Raw genomic sequence first — 21,583 nt, 5'->3', positions numbered from 1 at the left:
TAGGCGCATTCATATCACCATGAACTGCGCCTATTTTATTACTAACTCCAGATTTTCAGACCAAGCAAATTTAAGCTGCAATACCTTGCGCTCTTTATCCCAAAACGCAGCTTCAGATGCATGTTCATAGGTTTGTTTATTTTTCACTATATCAAGCAATTTTTGATTAATAGAGACCACTTTGGCGGCGGTTGACCAATTGTGAACCAACAAGGTTACTGCCCGTGTTTCTGGCATGGATTGATAGTGACCTTGGCGCTGTAAGCTAATTGTGAGTTGCTGACTTGTATGCTGCCCATTAAAAATAAGTGTTTCAAAGGTTTTGTTTTTAATGGCATTAGGATCCACCCCGTCATCATCATACATAATGCCTGATGTAGACTTAATGGACGGGTCAGCATAATAATGTAACTTCAATTTTTGAGTGCTGTAGTTATCTGTGGATTGCAGTGGCTCTACCATAGGGATAAACGCCCCACCACGCACCATCACTGGTAATCTATCTAACTGAGTTGCTAACTCAATAGTCTGATTACCTTGGTATTTTTCATCCGTCCAATAGTCAAACCAGACGCCCTTTGGTAAGTCCATAGATAGTGATGTGAGATTGGGTTCAGTAATAGGTTTGACCAAAAACGCATCGCCCCAGAAATAGCTGTCTTTCACGTCTATTAAGTCTGGGTTAGTTGAGTCTTCAAAAAACACCGGACGCATTAATGGCATACCCGTGAGGCTGTTTTCGTATACCAAAGAATAGTTATAGGGCAACATGGCGTAGCGCAGTTTTACATATTTTCGCAAAATATCTTTGGTTTGCTTATCATGAAAAATAGGCTCTGGTGCAATATTATCTTGGGCGTGTGGCCGAAATACCGGCTGAAAGACCCCGTATTGTAACCAGCGAATATACAGTTCTTGATCGAATGTTTCACCACCTGCAAAACCACCCAAATCGGAATGGGTATAGCCTAATCCTAATAAGCCCATTTGTAATGACAGCTCAACTTGTGGTTTTAAACCATCCCAAGAGCGGCTGACATCACCTGTCCAAGGGATCATCCCATAACGCTGAGAGCCTACAAACCCTGACCGCATCATTATAAAAGGGCGTTGCTTAGGTGCAATAGCCAACTGATTGTCATACACCCTTTTGGCCCACATATGGCCGTAAGCATTGTGAATTTCGTCTCCTGTCACTTGTAAGCCATTAAAATGGTGAATACTGTCAGCAGGATGCACTTCAGGCTCGCCTAAGTCTCCCCACCAGCCTGCGGCGCCTTGTTTAAACAAGTCAGTATAAATATCGTTAAACCAGTCACTGGCTTGGGTATCAAAGACGTCTATCAGCCCGGTATTTCCAAAATAAAAATCAAAGCGTCGCGGCGCACCAACATGGTTTTTGGCTAACACCTGATTGTCGACTGCCTCTTGCCACTTGTCTGAGCTAGATAAAATAAATGGCTCGGTGATCAATATTGTTTTTACGCCCTTAGCTTTAAAGTCAGCCATCATTTTTACTGGTGTAGGAAAGGTCTCTTTGTCCCAGTCTAAATTCCCCATAAACCCTTTAATGTCATTGCCAAACCAATATAAATCCAATACCACTGCATCGAGTGGGAAGTCTTGGTCGATAAAGTTTTGTACTGTCTCTCGTGTTTGCTGCTCACTTTTGTAACCAAAGCGAGAGGAAAAATTGCCTAGCGCCCAGCGAGGTGGTAAGGGTTGTTTACCTGTTACCGCAACAAAATTATTAATTATATCTGGGTAATCTGTGCCAGCGACGACTACATAAGCCGTACGCCCACCTACGGCTTCAAATTGCATAATGTCTGCCTCGGTATGGCCTAAATCCATATACCCAGAGGCAGAATTATCAAATATTAGTGCATAGTTACGACTCGACAATACCGCTGACAAACCAAAGTACATTTGTGTAGAGTGTGTGGTGTAGCCATAATCGGCTTTGTTATACAGGGGGAAACGCTGCCCTCGCCTGTCCATTCCTAACACGCGCTGTCCACCACCCATTAACTTTTCATGCTGTTGTAGCTTAAATCGAAAACCCCGCTGGGTATCCTGTAAAAACAGCCCCATTTCCTCTTCGACTAATAACGCATCACCTTGGTAATAACGTATTTTTAAAGGTGACTTATCAATAATGGCCTTAAGTTTTCCAGTGTTTACTACTAGTGTATTGAGGTTATTCTTAAGCGTGAGGTCCACTGTGTCTTGATTATCTACCAGCGCGAAAGAAGGTAATTGTTTGGTATTAGTAGGTTGATAAAACACTTCAAAGGCGTTAGCAGAAAAGGCAGTCAAAGATACTTGGCCTTCGTCTGTTAAAACAACCAGTGCATTACCTTCAAGCCTATGACTTTGGTATTCTGCCGCCTGAATAAGTGAACTAGAAAGTACAAAAACCAACACAGTGATTGACTTAAGTAGGTGAAAGTTAAACATCGAGTTTTTAATAAAAAACATAGGAATTATCTTCTAGGTGAAAGTATGTGTACCGGATGTACTTAGAAAGTAGGCTGTTGTTGAAATAACCATTGAATGGCGTCAGAAAACTCTGTTCGCCACAATTGCTCATTATGTTCGCCATTAGGCACCCGCTTAAACACAGTATTTTTGCGTGGATGACCTTGTTGCCTAAGTTGTCGCTGCATTTTATCAGTATCGGCTATCATGCCATCCCCTTCTTTGTCGCCATACATTACGTACAAACGGGCATCCAACTGGGCTTTCTTAAGTTTGCTAAAAGAAAACACATCTTGTGAATACCAATAAGAGGGTGAAAAAATACCGGCTTTACTGAACACCTGAGGATAAGCATGTATGGCATAATGGGAAATCAAGGCTCCCATTGAGCTACCCATAATAGCAGTGTGTAACCGGTCAGATTGAGTGCGGAAATTAGTGTCGATATAGGGTTTCACAACCTCGACAATAAAATCCATATATTGTTTACCTTGGGCTGCACCAAAACGTTTATTTTCCCATGGTGACAACTCATTCATTCTAAAATCAGCATCGTTATCAATGCCTACAACTATCACCTCTAAGCCTTGTTTTTCGGCAAGCTCGTTGAGAGTTTCATCGACGCCCCACTCACCTGCAAAGGCAGTTTTGTCATCAAACAGATTTTGCCCATCGTGCATATAAATAACCGGGAAAGATTTTTCAGAAGTGTGATAACTGGGTGGTAAATATACACGAACCCTGCGCTGTCTATCGAGTTCGGGCATCGCAAATTGATAGGGCAATACCTCTACATTGGTAGTCGCACTAGGTTTTTTTATTGGCTCACTACAAGCAGATAATAACAACACGAGTATTAACAATACTCCTCGAATAGTTAATTTGTCATTCATAATTGGATCACTACAGATTGCATGGGGGCTAAGGTCAATTCTAACAGGCCTAATTGATCTTCAACAATAAGCCTATGCTCAGCTCCAGTTAATAAATCCACAGCAACATAGGCGTCTGTTTTAAGCCCTAATGTTTCAAGTTGTTGATTATCTAAAACGACCGCTAACTTGATACTGCGCTGTTGCTCAAAATGACTGATCACTAACACCTGCTGTTTATCGGTATAACGAACAAAGGCAACTAACTTGTCTTTCGCTGGGCTGCTAAGGATTTCACCTGTGCCGATATCAGCCACTTGATCTGCTTTAATCTCTACAGCCATATATTCCCCCAACATGGCTGGGTGAAAGGCAGAAATTTTCATCACATCAGCATAAAAATTGCGTAACGCTTTTTCAGACCCAGTCAACTGCCCGCCATCGAATTTGCCGTTATTCATCCAACGTTGGTGAGCTGGCACAGCACCATAATCAAAAATGCTTGTACGCGATGGATCGCCAAACCCTAAGTCTTCGCTACCGTCTTCACCTACTTCTTGGCCAAAATACAATAAAGTAGGTGATTTACTGATCAATGCAGACACCACTAAAGCAGGCATGCCCATCTCGGCCCCTCCCACTTTGCCAGCAAAGTCGTCGCTGGCGATACGTTGTTCATCGTGATTTTCTAAAAAGTGCAGCATATGCCGTTCGATATCTTGATGGCCTGATTGAATTTGATGTAACACTTCGCCTTTTTCTTTGCCTTGCATTATGGCTTTTAAGCTATCGTAAAATTCAACTTTATCGTACAAGTAGTCCATTTTTCCAAACTGAATGTACTGGCGGTATAACTCAGGGTTGTATACTTCCGCTAATAAAAAGCTCTGGGGGTTTTTCATTTTGATAGATGAATTTAAATAACTCCAAAATTCTACTGGCACCATTTCTGCCATATCGTAGCGAAACCCATCGACTCCTTTATCTAACCAATAGTGAGTAATATCACGAAACTTACGCCATGAATCGGGCACCACTTTATCTTGCCAAAATTGTGCATGTTGCTCAAAACCAAGCTGCAAGTATTGCTCGGGTAGCCGCGGGAAGTCGTAACTGCCATCAGGTTTCACGCCATAATTGACCTTGACGGTTTCGTACCAGTCATGAAAATGTGGCTGTGCTTTACGCGAGCCGTTTCCCGTCCACTTGGCAGGCGACTCAATAAACTTAGCATCGGCCAATGGGTGCTCGTCTCCCCCTAAAGGTTGATACCCATCAAGAGGTAAAGGTACTTGAAAATCCTGCCCCACAACGTAATAAAAATTGTTATCTTTGGCGTATTCCACACTCGTATCGTCGTGTTCGCCAAAATCACTCTGCCCCTCAGGTTTAGCCAATGATTTATAATTTCGCGCCACATGGTTTGGCACTATATCTATAATGACCTGCATGTCATTTTTATGGGTTCTGGCAATTAATGCCTCAAATTCTTGTAAACGCTTTGCAGGATCGTCTGCCAAGTCCGGATTAACTGAATAATAGTCTTTAACCGCGTAAGGGGAGCCAGCACGACCTTTCACCACATCAGGGTCATCATGAGAAATACCATAGGCTGAATAATCGGTGATCAGATCGTGGTGAGGCACACCTGTATACCAAATATGCGTGGTACCCAGTTCTTTAATGCCTTGCAATGCAGTGTCGGTAAAATCACTAAACTTACCCACTCCATTTTCTTCAATCGTGCCCCAAGGTGTATTATTGGTATTGGTATTTCCAAAAAGCCGAGTAAAGACTTGGTAAACAACTGGCTTACCTTGTGGCTTGGCAGTCAATAAATGCTCAACGCTGTGACCTGCGTGAGATTTTGAGGTGGAAAGCGCTTCTTTTGGTGGGGGTGAACAGCCAGTTGCAGCTGCAAAAATAACAATAGACAAAATAGTGTGATTCCACTTAGCTAATTTTGTTTCAAACATATACAAGGTTCCATCGACAACGCATGCTAAATCATACCTTTCGATGTCACTTTCTAACAGTCTGTTACATACGTATTCACAGTCTACAGAAGACTCCTCGCGACTAAAATCGGATCCTCTTTCTAAGCGTATGCTGTTATCATGAGTTATTAATAAAGCGTATTACCTAGAAGCGACAAACGAAATGAAAATATTAATCAGAAACCTACATAGAGAAACCACAGAAGAAGAGCTAAAAGCGGCTTTTGAGGCGCACGGAAAAGTACAGTCTTGTGATGTAGTGAAAGAAAAAACAAACGGCTTATCTAAAGGTTTTGGTTTTGTTGAAATGCCTAAACCTGGTGAAGCAAAAGTTGCTGTGAAATCATTAAATGACAGTATGTTAGGAGCGAATAAAATCAGAGTTAAATATGCTGAAAATAAAACTGAACCTCAAACAAAACCAAAAGCCGATTAGTAGACAATCCCCCATAACATGCTGAAAAATACTTCTTGTGGCTGCTAGCTATATGGCGTTTTAGTGATTATTGCGATGGCTAGCCACATTTCAAATCATGTATTTATCAGTCAAAGTGAATACCTTATGGCCGACCACCCTTTTTTAAATAGAGTCTTATCGGTCAAAACAAATTGTCACTGATTTTTATTTAAGTGCCGCCAACTCTGGGTCGATTATTTACCGAAACGCAGATTCACTTTTGGCCTTGTGATTATGACTGATACCCTTGGTTATTTTCACGGATTTTGCAATTTCATGTAAATTGGGATGAATTATGATTGGCTAGTTTATGTAAATCTTGATTGATAAAAAAACGTCTTATTTTAATACTTTATCTTCACTAATTTGATCCCTATCAATAAACACGACTCCCAATTAGCCATTTAAGCTGATTTTCCATTATGTTAATGCTTAATCTCATAACAAATGATAAGGCAACAATATGAAAACATTTATTTGGGTGACCTCGATATTACTATTTTCTGTTTTGGCAGCTTGCAGCTATGGCCCTGACTCCCCCAAAGGGTTTAGTTTGCCTGAAGGCAATGTGGCAAAAGGTGAGAAGGTTTTTATGAAATATCAGTGTTTGGCTTGTCATGCAATGAAGGGTTATGAAGACTCCTCTTTAATTAAAGAATTTGACACCCCTGTTCCCCTTGGCGGTACTTCTGCCGTTGTCAAAACTTATGCGCAATTAGTCACATCCGTCATCAACCCTTCCCATAAATTAGCACCTAGAAGCCATTTTAATGAAGAAAAAGTGACCAACCAAGATGGCAGTTCAAAAATGCGAATATTTAACGATCTAATGACGGTACAAGAACTCATTGATTTGGTTGCGTTTTTACAACCTAAGTACGATGTGAAACCTATCACTTATACACATTATGGCCAATATCGAATGCTGTAATCAGGGAAGCTGATTTGTATCAAGCAAGTGAGAGTTGTAATTATTAGAATCAAATAACAATCCCTTGCAACAGGCTTTTTATGTGATGGGCTAGAAGACATACTTAGGACGGTATTAATGAACACACCTAAACGAATATTAGTGGTTATAAGTGGTAGGCATGCTGAACACCCAGCATTAGAAAGGGCGTTAAAGTTCGCCGAGTTTACTAAAGTGCATATCTATTTATTTAACTCAATTTATGAGCCAGTAATGGAATTAACAGATGTGTTGTCTAGTGACCATCGCAAAGAATTAAAAAAACAATATATGGCAGACAGGTATTTATATATGAATACCCTAGCTGACGCGTTAGAAAAAAAAGGGATCAGTTGCAGCGTAAATGTAGCTTGGCATAGAGAGTTGCATGAGGCGATAGAAGAAATAGTAGATGCAATTACCCCTGATTTAGTAGTCAAGCGGATAACGGCCGACTCATCAAATATCAACCCATTTGCGATGCCAGTGGATAGGCATTTATTACGTTATTGCAAAGCCCCGCTTTTGTTGGTTAGAGACTCACATTGGCTAGACACCCCAATATTGGCGGCCATTGATCCTACTACTAACGATAACAAACATATCGAGCTCAATCACAATATACTCGAGTATTCAAAAATGATTGCCCATGTGACTAAAACAACATTACACAGTGTGAATACATTTGAGACCCCCAGTATGGGACCAAGCATGGATGTGGGTTGGGCAAATATCGATTTTGATAGCATCAAAGTAGATGCCAGTAATATCCATAAAAACAAAATGGAAACCTTACTCAAAGAACATGACTTGTTTATTCATCCCTATCACGTAATGGAAGGCCGTGCTGACATTGCCATCCCCCAAAAAGCCAAAGAAATTGATGCGCAATTACTGATATTAGGAACAGTGGGTAGAACAGGATTGTTGGGCGCTTTTATAGGTAATACCGCTGAACATATCTTAGCAAATATGAGCTGCGACATCTTGACTCTAAAACCCACCTTATAACCACAAATAAGGAATAAAATAATGCAAACGATTAAAAAAATACTGGTCGTTATTGATCCTGATAAACAGGTGCAACCCGCACTCAATAAAGCATTGTTGTTTGCTAAACAACAACCAATTACCTTAAAGCTATTAAGCTGCCTGTATTATCCCTCGGTGATGGCCAGCAATTTCCTGAGCAGCAAACAACAAGAGAAAATGCAGGCTGAAATTATTAAATCCAACCAAGCTAAACTGAGTGACTTGATAACTCAAAACACCCAAAAAAATGTCACCTTTGAGACTGAAGTGATTTGGCATTGGCCTGTCTATCAAGGTGTATTAAAGGTGGTAGATAACTTTCAACCTGATTTAGTCGTAAAGGCAACGCATCCACATAAAACCCTAACTAAAACCTTTTTTACGCCAACCGATTGGTATTTATTAAAAGCATGTCCAATGCCAATATTATTGGTTAAAACGCACAAATGGTCTAAACATTCAACAGTTGTTGCAGCCATAGATCCTGAACACAATTTAAGTGCTAAAAGTGAGTTGGACAAAAACATTCTTAAAACTGGCTATAGTATATCTTCAGCCTTAGATATGGAGCTTCAGGCCATACATTGCTTTGACCCTAGCTATTGGGATATTTTGCTCGAAGCAGTTGATAAAAGTGGCATGTGGGCAGATGTATTCTCTTATGATCCTCATCAAAATGAATCTATGGTGCTTGAAAAATTACGCTATCAACATAACGTTAAATTCGCTAAAGAATGTACTGAATATGTACCAAATAGCGCGAATCAGCACATTATCTCTGGTGATATTGATGAAGTATTACCAACAACTTTGCAGCAACTTCAGGCTGGCATTCTGGTGCTGGGCACGACTTATCGCACCGGTTTACTGGGCAGTACAGCACAAAAACTCATCGAAACAGTTGACTGTGATTTGTTGGCTGTGAAACCCAAAGGGTTCGACGCGCCGTTTCATTAAACTTAGATAATTATGCTTAAAGCCGCAATCTAGTTAACTCGAAGCACTTACTTAGCGATCTTGGGCGAGGCGAAACCCTAGATCGTTATTGCGCACGTTTATGGAATTTCTGAAACGGTAGGCTGAACGTAACGCGTCAGGTCTCGAGAGCCAAGAGCCGCCACGTAATACCCGTTGAGAACAATCCCCTTTATCCCAAGCTTCTCCGTTAGTTGGAGCAGAACTATAGTTATCATTCCAACAATCTTGGGTCCATTCCCAAACATTGCCGTGCATGTCATGTAAACCAAAACTATTGGCTAAGAAGGACTTAACTCTGTCTGTATTTTGGCGTTTTTTACATTCACCGGAGAGATACCCATAACGAGCCTGTGAACAGTTAATAGTGTAACCCCAACTGTACCTAGAGGTTCTGCCTGACCTTGCTGCATATTCCCATTCTGCTTCAGTAGGCAAACGATAGTCATCCCCTGTAGACTTGTTCAACCAAGGAATAAAATCACCGGTTATATCCTGATAACTCACATTTATGACCGGGCGGTTATCTCTACCCCAACCTTCATCATGAGGCGTATAACTACAACCTCCTGCATTGACACAGGCATCCCATAGCGTAAAAGTGACTTCAGTTTGGCTCAAACTGAAGTTTTTTACCGTAACAGCGTGAACAGGTTTTTCATTATTTTCACCATTATTTGTTCCCATTTCGAAGCTACCGCCGGCAATGCTAACCATTTTAGGTAGGGGAATATTCGCCACTACTCGGGCCAAAGAAATAGTCAGGTTATTATTGCCACTCACCACATCTATAGTCTCAATTTTATCCTGATATCCGGCTGCCACCAATTTAATCCGATACCGTCCAGGCTTGATTTGCATTCCCGCCGAATAGCTTGGCTCAATATCCAATAACACTATTTGAGCATTACTAGGACGAGTGGTTATCCAAAGCTGCCCTAACGCAGCAGGCTGGGGTATTGTCACCTCTGGTATTTTCTGCTCTTGTGGGTCTAAATTGACTGTCACATTATTATTTCCACTCAGGATATCAACAAACTCGATTTTGTCTTGATACCCCTCTGCATTAACCTTTAAGCCGTAACGCCCCAATTTGAGAGACATACCCGCTGAGTATTTTGTTTCAATATCTAATATCTCTACTCGCGCATTGTTAGGAAAAGTCGTTACCCAAATTTGCCCTGTTGTTTCTGGGACCTGTTGAATTGAGGTTTTACTGGGAGAGTCTAAAACGGTTGCCACTGGACTTGGTGAAGGCTCTAAATCGGCTTTTTCTTGTTGAAAATGCTGATACCCATAAAACCCTGCCCCCAGTAAAACCAAAACAATTATTAATATGAAGGTGAATTTTCCCCCCCTCCCATTAGAAGCCGCTGATGTGGAAGTATTACTCTTGGGAGTTGGTGAGTGGTTAACACCTTGAGTTTGCAGCACTGTATTATCATCAGAGGCTATTAAAACAGTGTTCTCAGTGGAGATAGAATCAGCAACAATACCGCTATCCCAGCTAGCAAGCCATGACCTTAAATCCTGAGGTCGTTGATTAGCAGAGAGCTTGAGTCCCCAGTCAATCCCTCGCAAAAAACCTGATGCCTGTGACCCATGGCAAAGTGGTTGATAGTCATCCTCAACCATACGTTGTACTGAATCGCTGGGTTTATGCCCTTTTAAGCAAGTATAAGCCACTGCTGCTAGCGCATAAATATCTGTCCATGGACCAAACTTAGTATTTTGACTGTATTGCTCTGGAGGCGCAAAACCAGGCGTAACCATAGAAGTAACAGTTCGGGTTTGCCCTTCTACCGCTTGTCTGGCCGCCCCAAAGTCGATAAGAACAGGCGTGCCGTTTTTACGAAACATAATATTATCTGGTTTAATATCACGGTGAAAGATGTGATTTTTATGTACCACCATCAAACCTTTGACTAAATCTTCAAGCAGCGCCCGGGTTTCCCGTTCATTATAGGGCTTAGCCATTATTCGTAAATTTAGGCTCCCACCATCACAATATTCCATAACAATATATGCGGTGCCGTTTGCCTTAAAAAAGCGGTGGATCTTAACAATGTTAAGTGCATCAAATTGGGCAATAGTTTTAGCTTCATCGATAAAGGCGTTCAATCCCCAATCAAAACTTTCCTTAAGAGCGGTACTTTTAGGTGCGATAGTGACATCACTTTGGCGCATCGCAAAATCACTGGGCAGATACTCTTTAATCGCCACCCGCATATCGAGGTGTGTATCTATGGCCAAATAGGTTATGCCAAACCCACCTTCGCCCAGTTTTTTTTCAATCTGGTATTCATATAACATGTACCCAGGTTGAAGTGCGTGCAGTTCCATTAAACAATTCCCATTAAAACTATAACTCTAGTCATTATCGAGCACTAAGCCCGTGTCCTATACTGTAAATACATTTATCAGCATACAATGATTACCATTCAGGCAATATAAGAGACGTAAAACACATAAAAACACGCTATGTTTCAATGAGAATAAAGACTCCCCACTCTCTGCTAAAACGCCCTTCAACTATGCATCTATATTAAGCCGCTCCCCCTATCTAATGTAAAGAAATTTATCTTGAGCTGTGACTCAGACCTAAGGTTGCACTATTTCCCAATGGTTATTTCTTTTATCTTTTCAGTTTCGGCTAATTGCCACTGGCGTTGTAATGCTCTCAACAGCGATTTTTCCTGAACCCGCTACTACTTAAAAAATGTAAGATAAGTCAGTTTGCCCAATACCATTATCACTATCCGCCACATAGCTCAAAACATTATCACAGCTAAGCTCACCACCATTAAAAACACCGACATTAAAACTAGCGACAACATCATTGATCTTGAAAAAGTCACACCCTGTTCTTCTTTCGAGGCTTCTCCATGTCGATAAACAATAACCGTTGCGTTGTCTTGTTGTGGTTTCTGAAAAGTTTTGATGGCACCGAGTAATTGCGCAGCACATTCTTCTGGTTTGCCATTGCCACTGACGAGTCGAATAATCTGTTGCTCCGATAAGGTTTCAAGGCCATCACTTGCCAAAATTAAACAATCACCGTTTTGCAGCTCAAAAGGTGACTCACGTAAATCGATGTGTTTGATTTCTTCCCCACTTACAGAAGAAAGCAATGCGTGGCGCTTAGGGTCGTTCGCAGCATCCTGTGCCGTAATTTCCCCAAGTTTAACCAACTTGTTGAGCACTGCAGCCAATGAATGATCGGCATTCAATCGCTGTATTTGATTGTCTCGAATCAGCCATAGAGGTGAATCCCCTACACTTACCCATTGAATTGTCTCTTTGCACATATACACTGCCACCAGTGTCGTCCCCATACCTCTAAGTTCACTAGACTGGGAAACTCTGTGTTTTATGGCCACATTAGCGGCTGTTAACCCTGCCTCGAGTCGTTGATATATTGAAGAGTTATTGTGATGACCAAACCCTTTTACAAATTCCTCAACAGCTAAAGAACTTGCTTGTTTTCCTCCTACATGTCCTCCCATACCATCACAGAGCAAAAATAATGTTTCCTCTCCAAACACTTCTATTTTAAAAGAATCCTCCTGATAATTTCGATCACCTTGGATTTGATCACCATAAAATGGCGCGTTTTTGTTCATACAACATCCTTTAATAATAGGCACAGTGGGTACTACTTGACCTATAGTTAAAGTACCGGACTGTCACAATTAATCTTACTTTTTAACAACTGAAACTGCGTTTTACAACAGTGCCACAAAAGTAAAATTGTGTGTTTGAATTCCCCTTGCTATTTAACCTAAGTGTTTTTATTTTATGGACGGTGAAGTATTCCTCCCCCACTAATTCAAAATAAAAATAAACAGTACTCTTTATTAAATGATGTTCATTGCAACATTTGGTTATTTTAGCAATACTACATTTCAGTTTTATAGTGCACTTTAAAGGGAAGTATTGAAAATGATTTTACGATTATTGAGTGTTCTGCTAATCAGTATTTATTTTTCTTTTGCTTGGGCGAAATCTGTAGAAGTTACTGGTTATGGTTTCATTGAAAATAATAATATTGCGGATGCCCGTAATGTTGCCATTGAAGATGCCAAGCGGGTGGCGATAGAACAGTTATTTGGTACTTATATCAGTGCCAGAACTGAAACCAACAATTTTAAGATTGCCTCTGAAAAAATCTATTCTACGGCCAAAGGCAAATTAGACTCATATATTATTATAGATGAAAGCAAATACGATGATAATACCTTTAAAGTCAATATTGCCGCCACTATAGATCAAAAGGCAGTTCGCTCCCATGTGGACACTCAACTAAAAAGATACAACTGGTTAAAGAAACCCCGAATCATATTCAGTACCTCACAAGTCAGTGGCCGTGATCGTTCCAATCTACAAAATGCCTTTGATACCGCCCTAAAAAAAGAACTTGTACAATCTGGCTTTACCTTGCTTAGTAGTGATGTAGAAACACCTATTTACGCAAGTTTTATACTCACCTCAAACCTTGAAAGCAGTGTCATCAGTGATGAATATCAAGGCATAAAAATAAAGAACAACCAACTACTCGCCAATGTAGAATTGGTGAGAAATCAAACAGCTATAGTGGTTTCAACTTCTGTTGAGTCAGCCCAAAAGGCTGGGGCCTATAGCATTAATGCCATGAAAGGATTAGCCACTAAATTGGCTCAACGTATTGCTAAACGCATTAGTATTGACACAAATGATGCTTGGTCTGGTAACCACCAACAACCTGTTATTGTTGGTATTTCCGGCAACAAAACGCAAAGCGATAGTATTATTGCTTATATGTCCAATTGGTTGGTAGGCATTGAAGATTCATCTGTTGAGTTACAAGATCAAAAACAAACCAAATTAGTGATTGAATATCAAGGCTGGCCAGAACAGCTTTTCGAACAATTAACCATTATGTCAAAGCAGAACACAGTGCCGTTTTCAATTGAAAAAATTCACGGTGACAGCATTATTTTATCTGCAAAATAAACCACATTATAATAAGAGGATTTATCATGAGAAAAGCATTACTCGCATCGGCAGTGGTGATTGGTCTGTCAGGTTGTGGCTCAACGACGTCAAATGGTACTCAGGAGTTTAACACTGCTAATCAATTAGCGGGGACACAGCAATATGAAGAAGCAATTTCATATCTTAATCAGGCAATCGCCAAAAATCCTAAAAATAAAACATTTACCGCTAAACTAGCAGAATTACGCACCCAATACTTGCAAAGCTCAAAGGCAAAAATTAGTGAGTTACTAAGTGGTGATTCAAGCCAAAATAATATTGATCAAGCCCAGCAAATTTTAGTCAGTTTGGAAAAAAGCAAAATAGCCTCTAATGAACTCAATACGTTAAAACAACAGGTAAGTATGAGCAGTGATGCATTAAATTTACGAGTGGTTTCTTTATATAAAGACGCTCAATACCAAATGCAACAGAGCAACTGGGTTAAAGCTCATGGACTATTATCACAAATCTCTCAATTATCCAGTAATTATGAAGACGTCAAGACCCGATTAACAACAGTTGAAACGCAGGCCAGTAACAGCTTTTTAAAACAAGCAAACGATGCCATAGCCCAAGAAAATTTTGGGTCAGCTAAAGCGTATTTACAGGATTTACTGAAAATCGCTCCAAATCACGCCGTTGCAAATAACCTGCTTCAAACTGTGGTTAAAAACGATAATGCTGAGTATTTTTTAAATAAAGCACAAAGTGCGTTTGATAGGCAGGAATGGGGCACAGTTATTTCCAAATGTCAGCGACTCACAGAATATCAACAACCCAACCAAAACTGCAGCGATATGCTAGTGGAGGCTAAAACCAAAGAGTCGGAACAACTTTCATCAAATCTAATTGACACCATGAGTGAAGGTCGTTTTATTGAAGCGGTCAACATTTACAAAAAGTTGCAATCTCATAACGTCACAAAAGACAATAGATTAGACCAACTTCGAGACAGTTTATCGCAACAAGCTTTTTTCAGCGCAGGCACCTATAAACAAGCGGGTAATTATGCAGTTGCATGGCATTTGCTTAAGGCAATAGGTTCAATCAATGCAAACTATCCAGAATTGTTTAATGAGATAAAACAAGTTGAGGATTCAATTTTCACCCGCGCAAAACGAAAAATTGCAATTTTTGACTTTACCAGTCCTGTTGATAGCAGTGATTCAGGTGTCATCATCACTCAAAACCTGATTTCTCATATGTTCAACAATGCCAGTAATGATATCAGCATAATGGAACGAGCGAATCTGAAAACTATTGTAGAAGAAATGAAGTTGGGGCAAATGGGAGTCATTTCCGAAAGCTCTGCTAAAGAAATGGGCCGAGTACACGGAATCGATTACGCCATAATGGGATCTGTTTTATTATACAAAGTGGATGGTAAAACTGAATCAAGTACCAAAACCGTGCGCTACCAAGTAGGTGAGAAAATTGAAGATAACATCGATTACTTAAACTGGAAGGCAGTCAACCCACAACCCACTCCAGCTGAATTAAAAGCCGCTCCTAAAGCAAAGATCATGGTGCCAGAGTACGGTGTACGTGAATACAATGTCACTGATACTAAAAAGGTAGGCTTCTTACAATTAACATTCAGAGTGGTTGATGCACAGACTGGAGAAAACACCCTAGTGGACACCATTGAGCGTAAGCTGGAAGAAAGTGACATTGCTAATGCTGGAGTAAGTGACGCCGGTATTGAATTTGATCCCATGGAAATATCCACAGATACTGAAATTTTGCAGTCTTTAACTGAAAAAATTGTTGCACATATGGGGGCGGCGGTACTCCAGCCTCTAGAAAATTTAGAAGTCTCTATGTTTAATGATGGCAAGGAAAGCGAACGACGCATGCAATATGAAGCGGCAGTGGAGTCATATACCTATTCGATGTTCAACGAAAAAGTCAAAGGTATCTCGTCATCCCCTACATCAATTGAAGCTCAAAAACGCATAGATAACATATTGGCGCGTTATAGATTTAATGTTAATTAAATGCCGCTCATGCATGTTTTACATTGCATTGGTTTAGTAAAGGATAGGAATTCTAAATGAAACTGATAGTAGGAGTGATTGCAGCGCTGATGATATTTAGCAGCGCTGCAAATCAAAATGCTAATCCCTCTGGCTCACTAAATAGTGCAGAGTTAGTTAAAATCAAAAAAAACTATGAAAAGTGCGTTTTTGAGAAAGGTAAGTTAATTTTGAAAAAATCCAATTTACGTGATGCCATGGATTTTGCCCCTTTAGCCTGCAAGAAAGATTTACTGCAAGCTAAAAAGTACTTTTTAGATCGTTCCATCAGTATTGAGGTACTCGATCAACTGGTCGACTCCATAGAAGAAGGCATTAAAATTGATCTTGCTAATGAACTCATAGCAACACTCTAACTAAGAAACTCCAACAGCAAAATTATCGAAATTTTGCTGTTGTGGTAATGCTTAAGTACAGACCAATTTAAGTGCAAAACCAGCCAATAAATTTATGAGATTATATGTAATGCTAAATAGGGCGCCAAATTAAATATAAGGATAAATAACTTAAACAGTCCCATGCCACAATAATTGATCAGATCAAACTGTTGTTCGTTTAGAGCAAACCATTTTCCATGCAGCAAGTGCAGCCAGTCATGTCCTAATTTAAAGACTAGAAACCATATTATTAACACCGAATAGTTAATCAGTGTGCACCAAGCTAAAAAATTCATCATCTCTGTGGTAAACATAGTACTGTCCTGTTAAATGCAAAATGGGATTTTAACTATCACTAGCAATTGGTTCTTTATCTACATCAGGCTCAACATGTACAACAACATCTTGAATATCGAATTTTTCTGCTAGTACACGTTCAATTTGGTCAGCTATATGATGGGATTCTACGGTACTAAGGTTAGCACTCACAGTAACTGAAACGTCAGCTACCTGCCCTTTCCCTGTATCTCTGGAACGAATATTCCCCACAGTAATTACAGCAGGAATACTGTCTACGGCGGCCTTTAACTGCTCTGGCGGGTAGCGACTCTGATCGACTAACACTGGAATGGCTCTTTGAAAAAGCTTAAACGCTAGATAAAAGATAATACTCGATACAACCAATGCAAAAATAGTGTCTACCCAATAGTATCCAAGAGCTGCTAGTTGCCAGCCAATAATCACCACTACACTGGTCAACACATCACTTAAGGTGTGTGTGGCGTCTGCATGTAATATTTCTGAGTCTAAGCGCTTAGCCCAATACCCTTCCCAGAGCGTCAAGCTAACATTTATAAGCAGCGAAAAACTCAAAATGACCAAGCCCAGTAGATTTTGTTCAACAGGCTCTCCATAACGTTCAACTGCATGCACTATCACTTCAAATGCTACTATGGTCAATATTGACGCCAGAGCAAATACAGCTAATTGCTCAAACTTTTGATGGCCGTAAGGATGAGAGTCATCGGCAGGTGATTCTGCCACTTTTATCGCTAACCAAGCAAAAAGGTTGTTTGCCAAATCCGTTAGCGAGTGCACCGCATCGGCTATCACAGCTGCAGAACCTGTCATTAGCCCAACAGTCATTTTGCATACTGTAATCAGGGCATTTACCCCACCTTCAATAAGAAGAACTTGTCTAACATGCATATTTTAGTCTCATTAACGGTCTTTTTTGATATCTTGGTTGTAACAAGTGTAGGATATCATTGTTCCCAATTACTTAATTGATCAAGGTCAACTTGCTAGTTCGAGTACGTTTTATACTGCCTGCACCCAACCTAATATGAGGCCTAAGGATGAAAATAGCGTTCTATAACAGTAAACAATATGATCAAGAATATTTTGATCGTGCTAATCAAAATAATGCTCACCAGATTAGGTATTTTTCGTCGCACCTAAATGTAGAATCCACATCACTAATAAGCGATGAAAAAGTGGTCTGTGCTTTTATTAACGATAATTTAAACGCCGAAGTGTTGCAAAAACTAAAAACCCAAGGGATCAAACTCATTGCCCTGCGCAGCGCCGGTTTTAACCATGTGGACATAGCCTGTGCAAAACAACTTTCATTGCCTGTGGTGCGGGTTCCCGCCTACTCCCCTTATGCAGTGGCCGAACATGCAGTAGGATTGTTGTTATGTTTAAATCGAGGTATACACCGCGCCCATAATCGCATTCGCGAAGGCGATTTTTCACTGCGTAACTTAATGGGCTTTGACTTACACGGCAAAACAGTTGGGGTGGTAGGAACGGGGAAAATTGGCCAAGCTTTTGCCAATATTATGTTAGGTTTTGGCTGCAAGGTTATTGCTTATGATGTGGTCCAAAACGAAAGTTGTGTTACGTCTGGGGTCAACTATGTCACCTTAGAGCAACTATTCAGTCAAGCAGATGTCATTTCTCTGCATTGTCCTCTCACGCCCGAGACCCATCACTTAATCAACCAAAAAGCATTAACGACAATGCGCGATGGGGTCACGATTATTAATACTAGCAGAGGTAAATTGGTGGATACTAAAGCTATTATCAATGCCCTTAAAATAGGTAAAGTAGGTTTGTTAGGACTTGATGTTTACGAAGAGGAAGAAGCATTGTTTTTTGAAGACTTTTCTGCAAAAGGTATACAAGACGATGTACTGGCTAGATTAACGACTTTCCCGAATGTGATTATTACCAGTCACCAAGGTTTTTTTACCCAAGAAGCGATGCTCAATATCGCACAAACTACCCTTTCGAATATCAGCCAATTTGAACAAGATGGTAGCATTCAAAATGGAGTGGCTTAAACAGCAGAAAAAGCATCAAACATTTACCTTTGTTTGCCCGCCATAGTTTTCTACAACTTATTGGAGAAAACTATGTAAACAACCAGTCTTTTTCAAAGGTAAAAACAAGGCTATTCAGAAAAACCCAAAGTGCAGACTTTAGTGCGCTGGGGTTAGTAAGCACATGTCCGAAAATACTTACGCCACTTTCACCTGTATATTGTTAGATTGGCGAACTTTTTCTGCAAACAAAATATGCGGTTCACGCTCTTGCAACAAACTCTCACTGAGTTTGTCACGATCCATAATACTGACTCGCCGTTTTTCAACTTCAATAATCTGTTCATTGTGTAATTGCGTAAGCAAACGACTTACAGTTTCAATCGCCATACCTAAATAATTAGCGATATCTACTCGTGTCATGCTCAAATCAAACACATTGCCAGATAATCCCCTTTGTTCAAACCGCGAAGACAAGTCCAATAAAAATGAGCCTAACCTTTGCGCTGAGTTCATATGATTCAAACTCAGTAAAAATTTATCTTCATCGTTAAGCGCATGACTCATGCCCTGTAAAATATTGTGTCTAATACTTGCTGAACTTGCCATAGCCTTATCCAATTCTCCAAGACTAATACGACACACACTACTGGTTTCCAAGAACTTGATTGATTGCGCATGTGAACCATTGTCAAAACCATCTAAACCAATCAAATCACCAGGAAAATAAAAGCTGCTTATTTGTTCATGACCACTATTGGCTAAAATAGAAGATTTTGCTGAGCCACTTCGTAAGATGTAAATCGCATCGAAAGTCTGACCTGCGGAAAACAGTACATTCGCCTTTTGGTAAACTTTATGTGACCTTATTTTGGGCTCTGCATTATTTCTTTCGCCTTGACTAAAACACATGCCAGACATAGCGCAGTGTTGGCAAAGTACAGACGGCTGAGTTGTATTGATAGGCATTTCATAATCCTCGAAGGTCAGTCAAAGTCTAATAGACATTGATATAGATCAAGGTTAAATAGTAGATATTAGGTAGAGGGGGAGATAGTCGTTTTTCTGCGTAATTTACTTCGGAAAATACCTAGTTTTGCTGCTAAACAGTATTTCTAAGCGGCACATCATTACTTAAAAAATCCAGCTGACTATTATCTTTGCTAAGCATGTCTTTGGTTACCAATACTATGCCATCCCGGCTAATACGAAAACCTCGGGCTATGTCCTGTTGTTTGTTGACGCCAATGGTCATGCCCTCGGGTATTTGGCAACCCGCATCAATAATTGCACGTTTAATCGTAACATGTTTAGCAATATTCACTTGGGGCAGGATCACCGATTGTTCAATTTGACTAAATGAGTGAACATGCACATCAGAGAACAACAAAGATTGATTAATCTTAGCGCCAGAAATGATACAACCACCTGACACAGTTGAATCCACAGCGTAGCCTCGACGGCCATCATCATCATTAAAAATAAATTTTGCTGGCGGTGATTGTTTTTGGTGTGTCCAGATGGGCCAATCTTGATCATAGATATTTAATTCTGGGGTAATAGCAACAAGATCCATATTAGCCTGCCAAAACGCATCTAAGGTGCCTACATCTCGCCAATAAGGCGCTGTATTTCCATCACCAGAACGAAATCTAAAGGCCATGACTTGATTATTATCGATTGCGGCAGGAATGATATCTCGGCCAAAATCATGCTGTGACTCTAGTCTTTTAGCATCCGCTATCAATTGCTGAATAAGAAATTCGGTATTAAAAACGTAATTCCCCATAGAAGCCAAAGTGTGGTCAGGTTTATCTTTTAATGGGCAAGGGTTTTCAGGCTTTTCATCAAAATTGGTGATCCGATTGTGTTTATCCACACACATAACGCCAAACGTTCCCGCCGCATCTAGAACTGGCATTTCGATACAAGAAACTGTCATGTCTGCACCACTTTCAACATGTTGGACTAACATGTCACCATAATCCATTTTGTAAATATGATCGCCAGCCAACACAATCACATATTTAGGCCCATGCTCTCGAATAAACTCAATATTTTGATACAGCGCATCAGCGGTGCCTTCATACCAGTTTGAAGAATATTGCTGAGAAGCCGGTAATAACTCTACGTACTCCCCTAAGTCACGGTTTAAATGCCCCCACCCCCGAGACAGATGTCGGATCAATGAATAGGCTTTGTACTGAGTCATGACGCCGATTTGCCTGATCCCTGAGTTAATACAATTCGACAAAGGAAAATCAATCACTCTGAATTTACCGCCAAAATGAATCGCAGGTTTAGCTTGATATTGTGTGAGTTCACATAGCCGACTACCTTTGCCTCCGGCAAGTATCAAGGCTAAAGTATCTCTCGTTATTTGACTAACATAACGGGAATTGGAATGGATCATAAAGACTACCTACGGTTAGGTTTTTCAGTTTAAATTTTGATTGCTAATACATCACACTTCACGCCATGCAATACGCCATTCGCTGTTGAGCCTAACAGTAACTTTAAACCACTCTGACCATGGGTACCCAACACAATCAAATCTGCCTTAATACGTTCTGATAACTGGTGAATTTCATCAACCGGGGACCCGATTGGTGCATGTATTTGACTCTCAGGAATATGATGCTTTTTGGCAAGTTTTAACAAGGTCTCTTTAGCATTTTTTTGATTATCATTAACATAATCAGCACCAACCCCTACCCCATAGGATTCAAAATAGACGTGAGGAAACGTGACATAAACGAGGTTAAGCTGAGAAGGTTTTTGAGCTAAAGTAAGGGCGCGTTCTAGGACTATTTTATGATCAGAATAGATATCTAACGGCACTAAAATATTTTGATAGTTTTGCATATACAATTTCTCCATAGATGAAATTTTATTGACTCAACCTGTCATAATTAAACCGCATATTTGGCGACACACCTTGATCTGCATCAAATAGACTTATAAATTTGGCAAATTATATTGACCACAACTTATGATTGTTAGATGTTGATGTTAATTTTCTTTCACCTTAAAAAATGCATTATCAAGTCAATTTACAAGCACC

17 protein-coding genes are annotated in these 21,583 nt (G+C 40.2%); 8 read left to right on the top strand and 9 right to left on the bottom strand.

Annotation, left to right across the window (positions count from 1 at the left end; all coding sequences use genetic code 11):
• Positions 1–30: 30 nt before the first annotated feature.
• The 3 genes from AAC000_RS13185 to AAC000_RS13175 are packed head-to-tail and all read right to left on the bottom strand — an operon-like array spanning position 31 to position 5,329.
• Entirely contained in the window at positions 31–2,481 is a 2,451-nt protein-coding gene (locus tag AAC000_RS13185; protein WP_339723255.1) for a TIM-barrel domain-containing protein, read from the bottom strand.
• A gap of 41 nt (positions 2,482–2,522) precedes the next feature.
• Positions 2,523–3,374, bottom strand: a complete 852-nt coding sequence (locus AAC000_RS13180; RefSeq protein WP_339723254.1) for an alpha/beta hydrolase-fold protein — start codon at positions 3,372–3,374, stop codon at positions 2,523–2,525.
• On the bottom strand, positions 3,371–5,329 hold the full coding sequence (locus AAC000_RS13175; RefSeq protein WP_339723253.1) for an alpha-amylase family protein: 1,959 nt from the start codon (positions 5,327–5,329) through the stop codon (positions 3,371–3,373). Before AAC000_RS13175 ends, AAC000_RS13180 begins: the two co-directional genes overlap by 4 nt.
• Before the next feature lie 184 nt (positions 5,330–5,513).
• On the opposite strand from AAC000_RS13175, the gene AAC000_RS13170 reads away from it, so the two are divergent.
• The 4 genes from AAC000_RS13170 (at position 5,514) to AAC000_RS13155 (ending at position 8,745) form a co-directional block, all read left to right on the top strand.
• Positions 5,514–5,786: an RNA-binding protein gene (locus tag AAC000_RS13170; protein WP_339723252.1), complete on the top strand. Its 273-nt coding sequence runs from the start codon at positions 5,514–5,516 to the stop codon at positions 5,784–5,786.
• A 484-nt stretch (positions 5,787–6,270) separates the two neighbouring features.
• A complete protein-coding gene (locus tag AAC000_RS13165) occupies positions 6,271–6,738 on the top strand; it encodes a c-type cytochrome (protein ID WP_339723251.1) in 468 nt (155 codons plus the stop codon).
• A gap of 117 nt (positions 6,739–6,855) precedes the next feature.
• Complete coding sequence (locus tag AAC000_RS13160; protein ID WP_339723250.1) at positions 6,856–7,767, top strand: universal stress protein; 912 nt, start codon at positions 6,856–6,858, stop codon at positions 7,765–7,767.
• 21 nt (positions 7,768–7,788) lie between these two features.
• Positions 7,789–8,745 (top strand): universal stress protein, encoded by a 957-nt coding sequence (locus AAC000_RS13155; RefSeq protein ID WP_339723249.1) that lies wholly within the window; start codon positions 7,789–7,791, stop codon positions 8,743–8,745.
• Positions 8,746–8,796: 51 nt separating this feature from the next.
• Here AAC000_RS13155 and AAC000_RS13150 read toward each other — a convergent pair whose 3' ends face one another.
• Both AAC000_RS13150 and AAC000_RS13145 read right to left on the bottom strand, forming a co-directional pair.
• Entirely contained in the window at positions 8,797–11,106 is a 2,310-nt protein-coding gene (locus AAC000_RS13150) for an SUMF1/EgtB/PvdO family nonheme iron enzyme (protein ID WP_339723248.1), read from the bottom strand.
• Between the two features lie 428 nt (positions 11,107–11,534).
• The gene (locus AAC000_RS13145; protein ID WP_339723247.1) at positions 11,535–12,386 is read right to left on the bottom strand and encodes a protein phosphatase 2C domain-containing protein; all 852 of its coding nucleotides are present in this window, start codon (positions 12,384–12,386) and stop codon (positions 11,535–11,537) included.
• Between the two features lie 319 nt (positions 12,387–12,705).
• Here AAC000_RS13145 and AAC000_RS13140 point away from each other — a divergent pair, with 319 nt between their 5' ends.
• The 3 genes from AAC000_RS13140 to AAC000_RS13130 are packed head-to-tail and all read left to right on the top strand — an operon-like array spanning position 12,706 to position 16,171.
• Positions 12,706–13,755 (top strand): hypothetical protein, encoded by a 1,050-nt coding sequence (locus AAC000_RS13140; protein WP_339723246.1) that lies wholly within the window; start codon positions 12,706–12,708, stop codon positions 13,753–13,755.
• Positions 13,756–13,781: 26 nt separating this feature from the next.
• Positions 13,782–15,776 carry a CsgG/HfaB family protein gene (locus AAC000_RS13135; protein ID WP_339723245.1) on the top strand — a complete coding sequence of 665 codons (1,995 nt, stop codon included), beginning with the start codon at positions 13,782–13,784 and terminating at the stop codon, positions 15,774–15,776.
• Positions 15,777–15,832: 56 nt separating this feature from the next.
• Complete coding sequence (locus AAC000_RS13130; RefSeq protein WP_339723244.1) at positions 15,833–16,171, top strand: hypothetical protein; 339 nt, start codon at positions 15,833–15,835, stop codon at positions 16,169–16,171.
• Between the two features lie 366 nt (positions 16,172–16,537).
• On the opposite strand, the gene AAC000_RS13125 is transcribed toward AAC000_RS13130, so the two are convergent.
• Complete coding sequence (locus AAC000_RS13125; protein ID WP_339723243.1) at positions 16,538–17,401, bottom strand: cation diffusion facilitator family transporter; 864 nt, start codon at positions 17,399–17,401, stop codon at positions 16,538–16,540.
• A 149-nt stretch (positions 17,402–17,550) separates the two neighbouring features.
• Here AAC000_RS13125 and AAC000_RS13120 point away from each other — a divergent pair, with 149 nt between their 5' ends.
• Positions 17,551–18,540, top strand: a complete 990-nt coding sequence (locus AAC000_RS13120; protein ID WP_339723242.1) for a 2-hydroxyacid dehydrogenase — start codon at positions 17,551–17,553, stop codon at positions 18,538–18,540.
• A gap of 177 nt (positions 18,541–18,717) precedes the next feature.
• Here AAC000_RS13120 and AAC000_RS13115 read toward each other — a convergent pair whose 3' ends face one another.
• From AAC000_RS13115 to AAC000_RS13105, 3 genes are all read right to left on the bottom strand, one after another.
• Positions 18,718–19,488 (bottom strand): helix-turn-helix domain-containing protein, encoded by a 771-nt coding sequence (locus AAC000_RS13115; protein WP_339723241.1) that lies wholly within the window; start codon positions 19,486–19,488, stop codon positions 18,718–18,720.
• Positions 19,489–19,621: 133 nt separating this feature from the next.
• Positions 19,622–20,932 carry a glucose-1-phosphate adenylyltransferase gene (gene glgC, locus AAC000_RS13110; protein WP_339723240.1) on the bottom strand — a complete coding sequence of 437 codons (1,311 nt, stop codon included), beginning with the start codon at positions 20,930–20,932 and terminating at the stop codon, positions 19,622–19,624.
• 29 nt (positions 20,933–20,961) lie between these two features.
• Complete coding sequence (locus AAC000_RS13105; RefSeq protein WP_339723239.1) at positions 20,962–21,384, bottom strand: universal stress protein; 423 nt, start codon at positions 21,382–21,384, stop codon at positions 20,962–20,964.
• Between the last annotated feature and the right edge of the window lie 199 nt (positions 21,385–21,583).

The organism is uncultured Paraglaciecola sp., from assembly GCF_963977085.1.
Taxonomy (GTDB): domain Bacteria; phylum Pseudomonadota; class Gammaproteobacteria; order Enterobacterales; family Alteromonadaceae; genus Paraglaciecola.
The sequence above is the reverse complement of the archived record's forward strand: the minus strand, read 5'-3'. Positions and strand labels throughout refer to the sequence as shown.